Origin of the sequence: Roseomonas sp. E05 (genome assembly GCF_030063475.1) — a bacterium.
Lineage (GTDB): Bacteria > Pseudomonadota > Alphaproteobacteria > Acetobacterales > Acetobacteraceae > Pseudoroseomonas.
In genome coordinates, this window is record NZ_JASIRT010000058.1 from 1 (window position 1) to 13,794 (window position 13,794).

The 13,794-nt window shown below is 69.9% G+C and carries 11 protein-coding genes; 7 read left to right on the top strand and 4 right to left on the bottom strand.

What is annotated here, in order from left to right; genetic code table 11:
• Positions 1–202: 202 nt before the first annotated feature.
• On the top strand, positions 203–1,774 hold the full coding sequence (locus QMO56_RS25935; RefSeq protein WP_283530434.1) for an ABC transporter substrate-binding protein: 1,572 nt from the start codon (positions 203–205) through the stop codon (positions 1,772–1,774).
• A gap of 80 nt (positions 1,775–1,854) precedes the next feature.
• Here the strand turns inward: QMO56_RS25935 and QMO56_RS25940 are convergent, their stop codons facing one another.
• Genes QMO56_RS25940 through QMO56_RS25955 form a run of 4 tightly spaced genes read right to left on the bottom strand, consistent with a single transcriptional unit; the run spans position 1,855 to position 6,717 of the window.
• Positions 1,855–3,291 carry an FGGY family carbohydrate kinase gene (locus tag QMO56_RS25940; RefSeq protein WP_283530436.1) on the bottom strand — a complete coding sequence of 479 codons (1,437 nt, stop codon included), beginning with the start codon at positions 3,289–3,291 and terminating at the stop codon, positions 1,855–1,857.
• On the bottom strand, positions 3,288–4,481 hold the full coding sequence (locus QMO56_RS25945; RefSeq protein ID WP_283530438.1) for an NAD(P)/FAD-dependent oxidoreductase: 1,194 nt from the start codon (positions 4,479–4,481) through the stop codon (positions 3,288–3,290). Before QMO56_RS25945 ends, QMO56_RS25940 begins: the two co-directional genes overlap by 4 nt.
• Positions 4,481–5,890, bottom strand: a complete 1,410-nt coding sequence (locus QMO56_RS25950; RefSeq protein ID WP_283530439.1) for an NAD(P)/FAD-dependent oxidoreductase — start codon at positions 5,888–5,890, stop codon at positions 4,481–4,483. The genes QMO56_RS25945 and QMO56_RS25950 overlap by 1 nt, the downstream gene beginning before the upstream one ends.
• 47 nt (positions 5,891–5,937) lie before the next feature.
• The gene (locus tag QMO56_RS25955; protein WP_283530441.1) at positions 5,938–6,717 is read right to left on the bottom strand and encodes a DeoR/GlpR family DNA-binding transcription regulator; all 780 of its coding nucleotides are present in this window, start codon (positions 6,715–6,717) and stop codon (positions 5,938–5,940) included.
• Positions 6,718–7,063: 346 nt separating this feature from the next.
• Between QMO56_RS25955 and QMO56_RS25960 the strand changes: the two genes are divergently transcribed.
• The 6 genes from QMO56_RS25960 (at position 7,064) to QMO56_RS25985 (ending at position 13,672) form a co-directional block, all read left to right on the top strand.
• The gene (locus tag QMO56_RS25960) at positions 7,064–8,065 is read left to right on the top strand and encodes an isopenicillin N synthase family oxygenase (RefSeq protein WP_283530442.1); all 1,002 of its coding nucleotides are present in this window, start codon (positions 7,064–7,066) and stop codon (positions 8,063–8,065) included.
• 97 nt (positions 8,066–8,162) lie between these two features.
• Positions 8,163–9,779: an ABC transporter substrate-binding protein gene (locus QMO56_RS25965; protein WP_283530444.1), complete on the top strand. Its 1,617-nt coding sequence runs from the start codon at positions 8,163–8,165 to the stop codon at positions 9,777–9,779.
• A gap of 70 nt (positions 9,780–9,849) precedes the next feature.
• Positions 9,850–10,929: a pyrimidine utilization protein A gene (rutA, locus tag QMO56_RS25970; protein WP_283530446.1), complete on the top strand. Its 1,080-nt coding sequence runs from the start codon at positions 9,850–9,852 to the stop codon at positions 10,927–10,929.
• Positions 10,930–10,990: 61 nt separating this feature from the next.
• A complete protein-coding gene (locus QMO56_RS25975) occupies positions 10,991–12,049 on the top strand; it encodes an ABC transporter substrate-binding protein (RefSeq protein ID WP_283530448.1) in 1,059 nt (352 codons plus the stop codon).
• A 4-nt stretch (positions 12,050–12,053) separates the two neighbouring features.
• Positions 12,054–12,890 carry an ABC transporter permease gene (locus QMO56_RS25980; RefSeq protein WP_283530450.1) on the top strand — a complete coding sequence of 279 codons (837 nt, stop codon included), beginning with the start codon at positions 12,054–12,056 and terminating at the stop codon, positions 12,888–12,890.
• 5 nt (positions 12,891–12,895) lie between these two features.
• A complete protein-coding gene (locus QMO56_RS25985) occupies positions 12,896–13,672 on the top strand; it encodes an ABC transporter ATP-binding protein (RefSeq protein WP_283530452.1) in 777 nt (258 codons plus the stop codon).
• The last annotated feature ends 122 nt before the right edge of the window (positions 13,673–13,794 follow it).

Consider the following 13,794-nt stretch of genomic DNA (forward strand, 5'->3'; position numbering starts at 1 on the left):
GAGCAAGTCCATCAACGCATCGCCGACAGGCCCTCTTCCAGCGCGGGAGAGGCGAAACGGCAGGAATTTTGACCATCCGAGCAATTTAGATTGACCGAACAGTCATATGTTTCCAAGCTGGACGGAGTACTCTTACCGAACCGGGCACCAGCTCCAGCCGGTGTCCAGAAAGGAGATCGTCCTTGATGCAGGGTCCATGCGCATGAGGCGCCGCCAGTTCTTCCAGGCCGCTGCGGCCACTCTCGCCATGCCTTCACTCGCGGCCGCTGCGACGCAGCGCGTTCTGAAATTCATTCCGCAGGCCGACCTGGCGGTTCTGGACCCGATCTGGACCACCGCCTACGTCACCCGCAACCACGGCTACATGGTCTTCGACACGCTCTTCGGCATGGATGCCAACCTGCGCCCGGTGCCGCAGATGGCCGAGGGCGCCGTGCAGGAGGACGAAGGCCGGAGCTGGACCATCACCCTGCGGCCCGGCCTGAAGTTCCATGACGGCGAGCCGGTGCTGGCGCGCGACTGCGTGGCCAGCCTGCAGCGCTGGGGCAAGCGCGACGCCTTCGGCCAGGCGCTCTTCGCGCAAACCGAGGAGCTCGCCGCGCTGGACGACCGCCGCCTGCGCTTCCGCCTGAAGGCGCCCTTTCCGCTGCTGCCGAACGCCCTGGGCAAGGCGCCCTCGCTGATGCCGGCGATCATGCCCGAGCGCCTGGCGAGGACCGACGCCTTCACCCAGATCACCGAGATGGTCGGCTCCGGCCCCTTCCGCTTCAAGGCGGATGAGCGGATGCCCGGCGCCCGTGTGGTCTACGAGAAGTTCGCTGGCTACGTGCCGCGCGAGGGCGGCGAGCCCGGCTGGACCGGCGGCCCCAAGCGCGTGCATTTCGACCGCGTGGAATGGAACGTCGTGCCCGACGCCGCGACCGCCGCCAGCGCGTTGCAGAGCGGCGAGGCCGACTGGTGGGAATACCCGCTGCACGACCTGCTGCCGATGTTCCGCGGCAACGATGTGCGCGTGGAGATCACCGATCCCTCCGGCATGATCCCGACCATGCGCATGAACACGCTGACCAAGCCCTTCGACAACCCGGCGATCCGCCGCACGCTGCTCCGGGCGGTGTCGCAGGTGGACTACATGCAGGCGCAGGTCGGCGGCGACCCGAAGATGTACCGCACCGGCGTCGGCGTCTTCTGCCCGGGCACGCCAATGGCGAACGAGGCCGGCATGGAGGCGCTGACCGGCCCGCGCGACCTCGCCAGGGTCAAGCAGATGATCCTCGATGCCGGCTACAACGGCGAGAAGGTCGTCATGCTGGCCGGGCAGGACGTGCCGAACGTCAAGAACGCCTGCGACGTCGCCGCCGACATGATGCGCAGGGTCGGGCTGAACGTGGACTACCAGGCGGTGGACTGGGGCACTGTCATCCAGCGCCGCGCCAACAAGGAGAGCACCGACAAGGGTGGCTGGAGTTGCTACTGCTCCTCCTGGGGCGGGCTGGACCATCTCGATCCCGCCGGGCACCTGATGCTGCGCGGCAATGGGAGCTTCTTCGGCTGGCCGAAGTCCGACCGTCTGGAGGCGCTGCGCGACCAGTGGTTCGCCGCGCCCGACCTCGCCGCGCAGAAGGCCGTGGCGGCCGAGATCCAGAAGCAGGCGCTGGAAGTGGACGTGCCCTATCTTCCCTTCGGCCAGTACATCCAGCCGACCGCCTTCCGCTCCTCCATCCAGGGAGTCCTGCCGGGCTTCGCCACCTTCTGGAACGTGCGCCGGGCATGAGGAAGCGCTGGGGGAAGCACAGCTTCCCCCAGACCCCCTTCAGTCTTTGTCAGCTTTCCGAGGCGGGGGTCCGGGGGAACTCAGTTCCCCCGGCGGGGTCCAGGGGCGGCGCCCCTGGCCCAGTTCTGGCTGAGTGCGACCGCATCCCGAAAGTGGGCTTTCAGCGGCGCCGGCAGGGGTGCCACCGGCTCCACGCGCCGCGCCCCTTCCGGCCGGATGGCCTCGCCCCGGCAGAGCGCCAGCACGCCGAGCGCCGTCATGTCCGCCGAGCCGGCCACCTCGACCGGTGCACCGAGCGCATCGGCGAGGAACTGCGTGAAGAAGCCGCTCCGGCTCAGGCCGCCATCCACAGCGATGCGCCGTGGCGGCCCGAGGCGTGTGGCGAAGGTTTCCACCAGTTCGGCGGCCTGGAGAGCGATGCCTTCCAGCACGGCGCGGCGAAGATCGGCACGGCTGGTCTCCAGCCCCAGGCCGAGCCAGGTGCCGCGCGCCGCACGGTCCCAGTGCGGGCAGCCGAGCCCGGCCAGGGCGGGCACGAAGGCGAGGCCGCGCTCCAGCGCGGAGGGACCGGTGAAGCCGTCCAGCCCGGCATGGCCGTCCATCAGGCCGAGCGTTTCCAGCCATTCGACGCAGGCGCCGGCGGTGAGCAGGCCGCCATCCAGCGCGTAGTGCGGCGGCGCGGTGCCGAATTGCCAGGCGCAGGTCGGCAGCAGCCCGTCGGGCTGGCCGGCGGCGGGCAGGCCATCGGTGAGGCCCAGCGCGAAGGCGCCGGTGCCGAAGGTGATCTTGAGGTCGCCAGGTGCCGTGCAGCCATGGCCGTAGAGCGCCGCCTGCTGGTCCACGATGCCGACGCGCAGCGGCGTGCCCGTGGACAGCACGCCGTAATCGGCGGTGGTCAGGAAGATCTCGGGCAGGCACTCGATGGGCACGCCGAAGGCGGCGCAGAGCGCCTCGTCCCAGCAAAGGCGGCGCAGGTCCATCAGGCTGGTGCGCGAGGCGGTGGAAACGTCTGTGGCACAGGTGCCGGTCAGCCGGTGCAGGAAGAAGGCGTCGCTGGTGCCGAGGCGCAGCCGGCCCTGGCGGCGCAGTTCCGCCGCGCCTTCCGCGTGGTCCAGAAGCCAGCGCAGCTTGGCGGCGGAGAAATAGGGATCGAGCGGCAGGCCGGCGCGTTCCAGCGTCAGCGCCTCCATCCCCTCGGCGCGCAGGCGTGCGATGGTGCCGGCGGTGCGTTCGTCCTGCCAGACGATGGCGTTGTGCAGGGGGCGACCCGTGGCGGCGTCCCAGGCCACCACGGTCTCGCCCTGGTTGGCGAGGCCGGCGGCGCTGCAGCGCCCGGCGGCCGCGGAAAGCTCTTCCAGGTGGCGCAGCAACTCCGCCGCATCGTGCTCCACCCAGCCCGCGCGCGGGCGGATCTGCCGGTGGGTGCGCCGCCCGACCAGCGACACCACGCCATCGCGCCAGAGATAGGCCTTGCTGCCGGTGGTGCCCTGGTCGAGGGCGAGGAAGGCGTCGCTCATGCCAGATCCACCGAAAGGGCGGCGACGCCCTGCAGGGCGCCGGCGGGGAGGGTGAGGGTCAGGCGGCGCTCGGGCAGGGCGTGCAGCCGCCGCTCGTGGACAAGCCGGCCATCGGCCAGCACCCGCAGCCGGCCACGATGCTCGGCGGCCGCGCGGGCGTAAAGCCGCAGCGGCGCCGCGCCCGGCAGCAGGCGCTGCGGATAAACGTAGCGCAGCGCCCCGCCGGGCGTGACCGGCACCGCCGCATCTGGCGAGGGCAATTCGCCGGCCAGGGCGCGCAGCATGGCATGGGCGGCGGCGCGGCCCTCCAGCGCGGCGGCGCCGGAATGCTCGACGGAGCGCAGCACGTTGCCGGCGGCGAAGAAGGCGGGGTCCGAGCAGCGCCAGGCGCTGTCCACCAACGGGCCGCCGGTGGCCGGGTCCACCGTCAGATGGCCCGCGCGGGCGAGGGTGGCCTCCGGCACGAAGCGGCCGGATAGGATGACGCCGTCGCAGGCCAGGCGCTCCTCGCCGCCGGCATGGGCGAGGCGCACGGCCTCCACCCGGCCCTGGCCCTCGATGGCCAGCAGCTTCGTGCCGAGCCGCACCGGCACGCCGAGCAGGTGCCGCGCCACCCAGTCCCCGGGTCGGCGGGCGGTGATGCGGTCGTTCTCCTCGATCATGACCAGCGGGCGGATGCCGGCATGGCGCGCGGTGAGCAGGGCGGAGAAGGAAACCAGCTCCGTGCCCACCACCACCGGGTGGCGGAAGGGCACCACGCCGCCGGCATAGACCATCTCCTGGAAGGCGCCGGTGCTCACCACGCCCCAGGGGCGGGTGCCGGACAGCAGCCGGGCGCCGCGCGGCATCTCGCGGATGCCGGCGGCCAGCAGCACGGCGCGCGCCTGCAGGCGCTGGATGCCCTCGGGCAGGCTAACCTCCACCCCGCCGCCCGGCAGCAGGGCGGTGACGCTGGCGCCGGTGCGGATCTCGGCCCTGCCCGCGGCCTGGACGAGCGCGCGGGCATAGGCGGGCCCGGTCCAGAGGCGGTGGAAGTCCAGCATCCCCCAGCCCAGATGGCCGCAGAAGCGCGGCAGGCCGCCGGGCTCCGGGTTGCGCTCCAGCACAAGCACGTCGCGCCCGGCCCCGGCCAGGATGCGGGCGGCGCTCAGCCCAGCGGGACCGGCGCCGATAATGATGGCGTCGCGCATCAGCCGGCCTCCTGCACGGGAGCGGGCTGCACCAGGCCGGGCAGGCGGCCGGCGGCCAGCGCCATCAAGCGGCGGGTGCAGTAGAAGCCCTGGCAACGGCCCATCATGCAGCGGGTGCGGCGCTTCAGCCCGCCCAGGTCGCCGGCGGGCAGGGAACCCTCCAGCGCGGCCAGGATTTCCGCCCGTGTCACCATCTCGCAGTGGCAGACGACCTCGTCGCGGCCGGGCTGCTGCCAGGGGCGGGGGGCGGATTCCGCCAGGTTGGGCACCGGCGTCCAGCGCGGCTCCGGCAAGGGCGTTAGCGGGCCGAAATGCCTGACGTAAAGCCGCGCGAGGTGCGCGGCGATGCCGAGCGAGCCGGTCAGGCCGGTGGAGCGGATGCCGCCCACGGTGATCCAGCGGCGCTCCGGCAGCGCCTCGATCTGGTAGTCCTTGAACTGGGTGGCGGGGCGCAGCCCGGCATAGGTGGTGGTGACCGGCTCATCGGCCAGGGCGGGGATCATGCGGCGGCCCTGGGCCAGCAGCGCCTCCAATGCCGCCAGCTCGACAGTGGCCGCCTCGCGCTCCTCCTGCTCCTCGGCAGTTGGGCCGACCAGCAGGTTGCCGAAGGCGGTGCGGGCGATCACCACGCCCTTGGTGCGCTCGTTCGGCACCGGCAGGATGATGGCGGAGGCCAGCCGGCTGGCGGTCTTGTCCAGCACCACGAACTGCCCCTTGCGCGGGCGGATGGCGAAGGGGCTGGGGCGGGCGATGGCCTCCACCAGGTCGCCCTGGAGGCCGGCGCAGTTGACCACCACGCGGGCCTGCACCGGACCCTGGCTGGTGGCGAGGCGCCAGCCCTCCGGCCCGGCCTCGCCGCCGGTGACGGCGGCCTGCCGCAGCAGCGTGCCACCATGCGCCAGCGCCTGATGCACATAGGCGAGCGGCGCCGACCAGGGATCGATGATCGCCTCGCCCGGCACCCATACGCCGCCCTGCTGGTCCGCCGCGAGGTGGGGTTCGCGCGCCCGCACCTCCTCCGGCGACAGCATCCGGGCATCCGGCACACCGTTCTCATGCGCCCGCGCCAGGATGCCGGGCAGGGCGGCGCGGTCGGCCTCGTTCCAGGCCACGACGATGGCGCCGGATTCGATCAGCGGCAGGCCGAGCGGGCGGTGCAGCGCGAGGTATCGGGCATGGCCCTCCCGCACCAGCGCCGCCTCCAGGCTGCCGGGAATGGCGTCGAAGCCGGTGTGCAGCAGGGCGCTGTTGGCCTTGCTGGCGCCGCTCAGAATGTCCGCCCCGCGCTCGATCAGCACGGTGCTCAGCCCGGCCAGGGTGAACTCGCGGAAGATGGCGCAGCCCACCACTCCCGCGCCGATAATGGCAAGGTCGAAGGGGGGGGCGCCGGGGAAGGGAGGCACGGTCATGACCCAGGTATATGACCATCTGGTCAGTTATGCGCCACCAATAATGCCTATTCGGTCAAATCTTCGGGCTTGTCGACCAGCAGTACCTCCACCCCGGCGGCGGCTAGGGCTGTGGCGAGCACCGCCGGCGGCGGCAAATCGGTCACCAGCCGCGACACCGCCTCCAGCCCGCAGAGCCGGAACAGCGCCGGCCGGCCGAGCTTGCTGGCATCGGCCAGCAGCGTCACCTGGCGCGCGCGCGCAATCATGGCGCGGGCGATCTCCGCCTCCTGCAGGTCGAAATCCATCGCCCCGTCGGCGGTCAGGCCGCCCACCGTCAGCACGGCATGGGCAGGGGCGAAGCCCTCGATCTGCCGCAGCGCCATAGGACCGAGGTTCTGGCCGGACTCGTGACGGTGCTCGCCGCCCAGCAGGAAAGTGGGGTTGGCGCCGCTGCGCGAGACGAGATGCGCAATGCTGGCGGCGTTGGTGATGACGGTGAGGCCGCTGTGCTGCGCCAGCTCGCCGGCCAGAGCGATGGTGGTGGAGCCGGTATCGATGAACAGCGCCTCGCCAGGCGCGAAGAGAGCGGCGGCGCGGCGGGCGATGGCGCGCTTGGCCTCCAGGTTCTCCACCATGCGCAGGCGGAAGGCGCCTTCGCCCAGACTGTCAGGCAGGGCGGCGCCGCCATGGAACTTGCGCAGCCGGTTCTGCGCGCCCAGCTCGTTCAGGTCGCGGCGGATGGTCTCCTGCGAGGCGCCGAGCCGCTGCGCCAGCTCCTCGACGGTGAGCCGCTGGTGCCGCAGCAACAGTTCGACGATCTGGTCTCGCCGCACACTCGGGCGCATGGCCGGTCCTTTCTGCCGCGCCGCCCCGACGGGCGAACCCGCCGGGCGGACCGGCCCGGTTTCGCCGCTCCGGGCGAAGCAGGCAAGCCCGCCGCCCCGGCCGGCAGAAGGGAGCCGGCAACGCCATGCTCCAGGACCGGGGAACGACAGCGCCCTTGCGCTGAAACTCAACGCCAGGAGCGGCTTCCGGACTGCCGCATTTTGCGGCACCCAGCGACGCAGGAAGCCGCAAACGCAAGCAATCAGGGTGTGATCGGAGCAGTTGTGATGCAGATGCACAGCTTTGAGGGGTTGAGCCTGCCCGGCTCCGCCTGGAGCATCGGAAGCGGAACGAAGGAGGCTTGCCATGGCGACTTTATCGACCATCCCCATCCTCGACCTCGGACCATATCTGCGTGGCGAGCCGGGCGCGCTGGAGGAGGCCGCCGCCAAGCTGCGCCACATCAATGAGTCGATCGGCTTCCTCTACATCGTTAATCACGGCGTGGATCGCGCGCTGGTCGACCGCACCTTCGCCCAGGCGGAGCGCCTCCATGCCCAGCCGCTCGACAAGAAGCTGGAAGCCAAGATCAACACGGCCATGCAGGGCTACATGCCCATGCGCTCCAGCACCACGCGAACCTCCAGCCTCTCCACAGGCAACAAACCCAACGAGAACGAGGCCTTCTTCATCAAGCGCAACGGTGACGACATCGGGCCGGAGGAGGTCTGGCCGCAGGGTCTCGACGGTTTCCGCGAGGTGGCACTGGCCTATTACGACGCCATGGACGACCTGGCGCAGAAGCTGCTGCCGCTCTACGCCGTCGCGCTCGGCCTGCCGCCCGACTACTTCACTCAGCGCTGCGACAGGCCGCTGACCGGCCTTCGCCTCACGCACTACCCGCCTGTCGCCTATGGCGAGGACCAGTACGGCATCGCCCCGCATTCGGATTCCAGCTTCATCACGCTGCTGGCGCAGAACAAGGTCGCCGGCCTCCAGATCAAGACCACGGTGGGCGAGTGGATCGACGCGCCGGTGGTACCGGACAGCTTCGTGGTCAACACGGGCGACGTGCTGCATCGCTGGACCAACGGGCGCTTCCTTTCGACGCCGCACCGTGCCTTCAACGTCTCGCAGACGGCACGCTACGCCATCCCGTTCTTCTTCCATCCCAACCCGGACACGCTGATCGACGTGGTGCCCGGCTGCCTGGGGGAGGGCGAGGCGCCGAAGTTCCCCGCCATGACCACCGAGGAATACATGGCCTGGTTCCGCGGCCGGAACTACGACCATGTCCGCAAGGCCAATGCCCAGGCGGGGCTTTCTGCCGCCGGCGAGGTGGCCGGCAAGCCCGAAGCCGTCGCCTGATCCGGCATCGGCGACCAGCCTGCCGGCGGAGCGCCGCCCAACAACCGACGCCATATCGCGGCCCCTCCCGTATCCTGGACCGATGGAGCCGAAGCTCATGACGATGCGTTTCGCGCAGAGGCTGGCGCTTTTCCTGCTGGCCGCCTGCGCCGCCGCTCCCGGCATCGCGCTCGCCCAAGGGAGCGCGCCGGCCGGCGCCGCGCCGGGCTCGACCCTGCGCGTTTCGCTGAATACCGAGTTGCAGGTGCTGGACCCCATTGTCACCACCACGAACGCCACGCGCGTCTTCGCGCATATGGTGTTCGACACGCTTGTCGGCGTGAACGGCAAGGGTGAGTACAAGCCGCAGATGCTGGAGGGCTGGGCAGTCAGCGAGGACCGCCTGACCTACACCTTCACCCTGCGCGATGGCCTCGCCTTTTCCGATGGCCGGCCCGTCACGGCGGAGGACTGCGTCGCCTCGCTGCTGCGCTGGGCCAAGCGGGAATCGCTGGGCAAGCAGCTCATGGCTGTCGCCGAGGGTTTCCGCATCCTCGACCCGAGGACCTTCGAGCTCAAGCTCGCCCAGCCCTACTCCTTCGTCATCGAGAGCCTGGGCAAACCGGGGCACCAGATCCCCGTCATCATGCCGAAGCGACTGGCCGAACTGTCGGTGGACAGGCCGGTGCCTGAGGTGGTGGGCTCCGGCCCGTATCTCTGGCGTCAGGATCTCTGGCGCCCGGGCGAGCGCGCCTTCCTGGACCGCAACCCCGCCTACAAGCCGCGCCCGGAGCCGCCGGACGCCCTGGCTGGCGGCAAGCTGGCGAAGATGGACCGGGTGGAGCTGGTCTCGATGCCCGACCAGGCGACCCGCGTCGCCGCGCTCCAGGCCAATGAGGTGGACCTGCTGGAGATCGTGCCGGCCGACTTCATCCCGCTGCTGCGCAAGGACGGGAACGTGACGCTCGGCGAGACGCGCGGCGGCGACCAGATCATGGGCATCCTCGTGATGAACCAGGCGCAGCCGCCCTTCAACAACCGCAAGGTGCGGCAGGCACTGCAGATGGCGGTCTCGCAGCCCGACGTGATGGCCTCCCTCGGCCTGCCGGAGGACATGTACCTGCAGGACTGCCGCTCCATCTACATGTGCAACGCCGCCCATGCCAGCACGGCAGGCACGGAGATCTTCCGGCACGCCGGCCTTGAGCGGGCGCGTGCGCTGCTGCAGGAGAGCGGATACCGGAACGAGCGCGTGGTGTTCCTGCACGCCGCCAGCTCCGCCATCCTGAACCCGATGGGCCTCGTCATCGCCGACGCGATGAAGCAGGCCGGATTCAACCTGGATGTCGCCACCTCGGACTATGCCACCGTCGCGCAGCGGCGCGAAAGCCGGGAGCCGGTGGAGAAGGGCGGCTGGAGCGTTGTGCCGCTGATCTGGAACGGCATCGACCTGGTGAACGCCAACGGCAATCCGGCCGTCTCCTACAACTGCGGCGACAGTCCCTACGGCTGGTATTGCGATCCGAAGGCCACGCCGCTGCTGAAGGAGCTGGCGGCCGCCGCCACGCCGGAGGAGCGGAAGGACGTGGCGGACAGGCTGCAGGCGGCCTTCCACGAGAACGTCAACATCATCCTGACCGGCCAGTTCGCCGCGCCGCCGGCTTACCGCTCGGAGCTGAAAGGGGTGATGCCGTTCAGCTTTCCGCTGCTCTGGAACATTTCGCGCGGCCGATGAAATCCGCCTTGCGCAGCGCATCACTGAACCCATCGCGCCCTTTCGCCCTGCTGTATGGAGTGGACCTGCAATGCAAGTCGGCGTTTTCCTGCCCATCAACAACAATGGCTGGCTGATCTCCACCACCTCGCCGCAATACCTGCCCAGCTTCGACCTCAACCATGCGATCATCGAGCGCGCCGAGCGCTACGGATTCGATTTCGCGCTCTCCATGATCAAGCTGCACGGCTTTGGCGGAGCGTCGAAGTTCTGGGATTACGGGCTGGAAAGCTTCACGCTGATGGCTGGCCTGGCGTCCGTGACGCGGCGCATCCAGCTCTTCGCCTCCATCGCCGTGCTCACCATGCCGCCGCCGATCGCCGCGCGCATGGCGGTGACCATCGACTCGATCTCGCATGGCCGCTTCGGCGTGAACATCGTCTCCGGCTGGCAGGAGGCGGAGTACACGCAGATGGGCATCTGGCCCGGCGCCGCGCATTTCGCCCGGCGCTACGAGTATTGCGCGGAATATGTGCAGGTCATGCGGGAGCTGTGGGAGACCGGGCAGTCCGATTTCCGCGGCAGCTTCTTCCAGATGGATGACTGCCGCCTGCTGCCGCAGCCCAGCCGGCGCCTGCCGATCATCTGCGCCGGCCAGAGCGACAATGGAACACGCTTCGCCGCCGAGTATGGCGACTACAACTTCTGCGTCGGCTTCGGCGTCAACCAGCCGCACAGCGTGGCGCCCAGCATCGCCCGGCTGGTGAAGGCGTCAGAAGAGACCGGCCGGGATGTCGGCGCCCTCGTCATGACCATGGTCATCGCCGAGGAGACGGACGAGGCCGCAATGGCGAAGTGGCAGCTCTACTGCGAGGGCGCCGACCACGAGGCGCTCGCCTGGCGCGACCGTGCCGCCGGCGCCGACCCCAACAAGGACCCCTATGCGCAGCCCAACCGGCACCGGATGCAGGGCGCCGGCTCGCCGACGAACCAGGGGGTGATGGTCGGCTCCTATGCCACCGTGGCGCGCCTGCTGGACGAGATGGCCGAGATCCCCGGCCTCCGCGGCGTCATGCTGACCTTCGACGACTTCGTGACGGGCATGGACAAGTTCGGCCAGCACATCCAGCCGCTGATGCGCAACCGCGCCGCCGCGCTTGCCTCCGCCTGAGGTCCCGCCCCCCCGATCGTTGCCACCCATTCCGGCCGGAAGGCCCACAGCCGAGGTGACCATGACCGAGAAGCCCGTCGCCCTCACCCCGCTCTCCCGCCGCGCCGCCCTGGGCGGCATCGGCATCGGCTTCCTGGGCGCGGTCAGCCGTGCCCGTGCCGCCTCGATCGAGACGCCGCGCTTCGAGGTCATCGGCGTGCGCGACCCGCAGCTCGGCGCGCAGCTCGCCATCGCCGAGCAGTACGGCCTGTTCAAGGAACAGGGGCTGGAGGTCACGGTGCGCTGGACTCAGTCGGCCGCCGACACGCTGACCATCATGGGCGGCGGCGCGGCCCCCGTGGGCGTGGGCGGCAGCTTCACGCAGGTGGTCTTCGGCGGCCAGCAACTGCCGGTCCGCACCATCTCCGCGCTGGCCGACATCGCCGAAACCCAGGGCTTCGCCCTGGCACCCGGCGTGAAGCTTGCCCACCCGCGCGAGCTGGAGGGCAAGCGGCTGGCCTTCACCCAGGGCAACTCCCAGGTGCTGCTGCTGGCCAAACTGGCCGAGACCTTCAGGTTCGACCAGTCGAAGATCACGCTGGTGAACATGAACCAGAGCGAGGGCGTGGTCGCCGCGGCGCGCGGGGACGTGCATGGCCTGCTCGGCTGGCAGCCGAACCTGTTCCGCCTCGTCGGGCTTGGCGGCTCCATGTACTGCACGGGCGGCACGCTCTACGTCACCGGCAAGGCGGAAGTCCAGCCGGAGAATGACCGCCTGCTCTACAACCATTCCACCCTGATGGCCTCACAGAGCTGGATCGACGAGAAGCCGAACACGCTGGCGGCGCTGCTGCGCGCACTGGTTGCCGCCACAAGGATGATGAGCGAGGACAGGCCGAAGGCCATGCAGGCGCTGCAACAGGTGCTGCGCATCGACAACGACGCGCTGGAGGTCATGGTGGCCGCGAACAAGTACGCCATGGGGATCAGCCCCGCCCTGATCGCCAGCCACCGCTTCCAGACGCAGTGGGCGCTGAACATCAAGCGCATCCCCTCGGCGCCGAGCCCGGAATCCTGCTTCACGACGCGCATCGCCGGGATGGTGGACCCGGCCCTCGTCACCTGGAAGCCGGCGACCTGACGCGATGGGCCAGACCCTGTCCCTGGAGGTGTCCGCCGGCCGGCCGGCGCCTTCCGCCTGGCGCGAGCCGATCAGGGCCGGCGCCATGCGCGGGCTCGCCATCCTGATCTTCCTCGGCATCTGGGCGGCCGTCAGCCTGGGCAATGCCTATGTCTGGAAGGCCTTCAACCCGATCCTGCTGCCCTCGCCCTGGGCGGTGCTGGCGAGCGGGGTGGATCTGGCCAGGTCCGGGCAGTTGCAGCGCGACATCCTGGCCAGCATGGCGCGCGTGCTGCAGGGCTTCGCCGTCGCAGCCCTGGCCGGCGTGGCGGTGGGCCTGGCCGCGGGAACCTGGCGCGCGCTGGACCGGCTGGTGGAGCCGATGATCGAGCTGCTGCGCCCCATTCCGCCACTGGCCTTCCTGCCGATGATGGTGCTGTGGTTCGGCATCGGCGAAACCTCCAAGATCGCCTTCATCGCCTATGCCGCCTTCTTTCCGGTCTTCACCACCACGGTGGAGGGCATCAAGCATGTGGACCCTCTGCTGCTGCGCGCCGCCTCCAGCCTCGGCGCCACGCGCATGGAGCTGTTCCGCCACGTCGTGCTTCCAGCGGCGCTGCCGGCCATCATCACCGGACTGCGGCTCGGCTTCGGCCTTTCCTTCTTCGTCATCGTCGCGGCGGAGTTCATCGCGGCGGATTCCGGCCTGGGCTACATGATCAACGACGCTCGCACCTTCTTCATGGTGTCGCAGATGCTGCTCGGCGCGGTGGTGATCGGGCTGATCGGCTTCCTCTTCAATATCCTGCTGCGGGCGCTGGAGAACCGGCTGCTGCGCTGGCGGCATGCGACGCGGACCTGACCGCCATGGACAGCCTCCCCCCACCGGCGGCCAAGATCCGCATTCGCGGCGTCGGCAAGAGCTTCAACGGCGCGGCCGCGCTGCAGGACGTGAGCCTCGACCTGCGCCCGAACAGCTTCACCTGCCTGCTGGGACCTTCTGGCTGCGGCAAGTCCACGCTGCTGAACATGATCGCCGGCTTCGCCGAGCCCACGGCCGGCGAGATCCTGGTGGACGACCGGCCGGTCTCCGGTCCCTCTGCCGACCGCGGCGTGGTGTTCCAGGAATACGCCCTCTTCCCCTGGCGCACCGCGCTGGACAACGTTGCCTTTGGCCCCATGCTCCGGGGCCAGAGCCGGGCACAGCAGCGGGAGGTGGCGCGGCGCTACCTCTCGCTGGTGGGGCTGGCCGGGCACGAGGACAAGTATCCGGGCAACCTTTCGGGCGGCATGAAGCAGCGGGTGGCGATCGCCCGCGCCCTGGCCAATGGGCCATCCGTTCTGCTGATGGACGAGCCCTTCGGCGCACTGGATGCGCAGACGCGCGAGGTGCTGCAGGACGAGCTGCTGCGTATCTGGGAGCAAGACCGCAAGACCGTCGTCTTTGTCACGCACAGCATCTCCGAAAGCATCTTCCTCGCGGACCGCATTGTGGTGATGGCGACCCGTCCGGGCGCAATCAAGGAGGTCATTGACCTCGACCTCCCGCGCCCGCGTGAGCGGAGTGACCCCGCTTTCACCGCACTCGAGCGCCGCATCAAGCAACTCGTCCGCGTCGAGGTGGAGAAGCTTGGCGTCACGTGAGCCACTTGGGAGGGGCGTGTTACAACTCAGGCAGATGTCCGGCTCGCCGACACCCTCTGCGGCCTGGGCCCGCTCCCCCGGCCATGATACGGAAAGGATGCATGAAGAAGCTGGGCTGGCTT

Coding starts and splice junctions, on each gene's coding strand:
- QMO56_RS25950 (WP_283530439.1), bottom strand. CDS start 5,890: ATGACCGTGCCTCCCTTCCCCGGCGCCCCCCCCTTCGACCTTGCCATT.
- QMO56_RS25940 (WP_283530436.1), bottom strand. CDS start 3,291: ATGAGCGACGCCTTCCTCGCCCTCGACCAGGGCACCACCGGCAGCAAG.
- QMO56_RS25960 (WP_283530442.1), top strand. CDS start 7,064: ATGGCGACTTTATCGACCATCCCCATCCTCGACCTCGGACCATATCTG.
- QMO56_RS25975 (WP_283530448.1), top strand. CDS start 10,991: ATGACCGAGAAGCCCGTCGCCCTCACCCCGCTCTCCCGCCGCGCCGCC.
- QMO56_RS25945 (WP_283530438.1), bottom strand. CDS start 4,481: ATGCGCGACGCCATCATTATCGGCGCCGGTCCCGCTGGGCTGAGCGCC.
- QMO56_RS25935 (WP_283530434.1), top strand. CDS start 203: ATGAGGCGCCGCCAGTTCTTCCAGGCCGCTGCGGCCACTCTCGCCATG.
- QMO56_RS25985 (WP_283530452.1), top strand. CDS start 12,896: ATGGACAGCCTCCCCCCACCGGCGGCCAAGATCCGCATTCGCGGCGTC.
- QMO56_RS25965 (WP_283530444.1), top strand. CDS start 8,163: ATGACGATGCGTTTCGCGCAGAGGCTGGCGCTTTTCCTGCTGGCCGCC.
- QMO56_RS25955 (WP_283530441.1), bottom strand. CDS start 6,717: ATGCGCCCGAGTGTGCGGCGAGACCAGATCGTCGAACTGTTGCTGCGG.
- QMO56_RS25980 (WP_283530450.1), top strand. CDS start 12,054: ATGGGCCAGACCCTGTCCCTGGAGGTGTCCGCCGGCCGGCCGGCGCCT.
- rutA (WP_283530446.1), top strand. CDS start 9,850: ATGCAAGTCGGCGTTTTCCTGCCCATCAACAACAATGGCTGGCTGATC.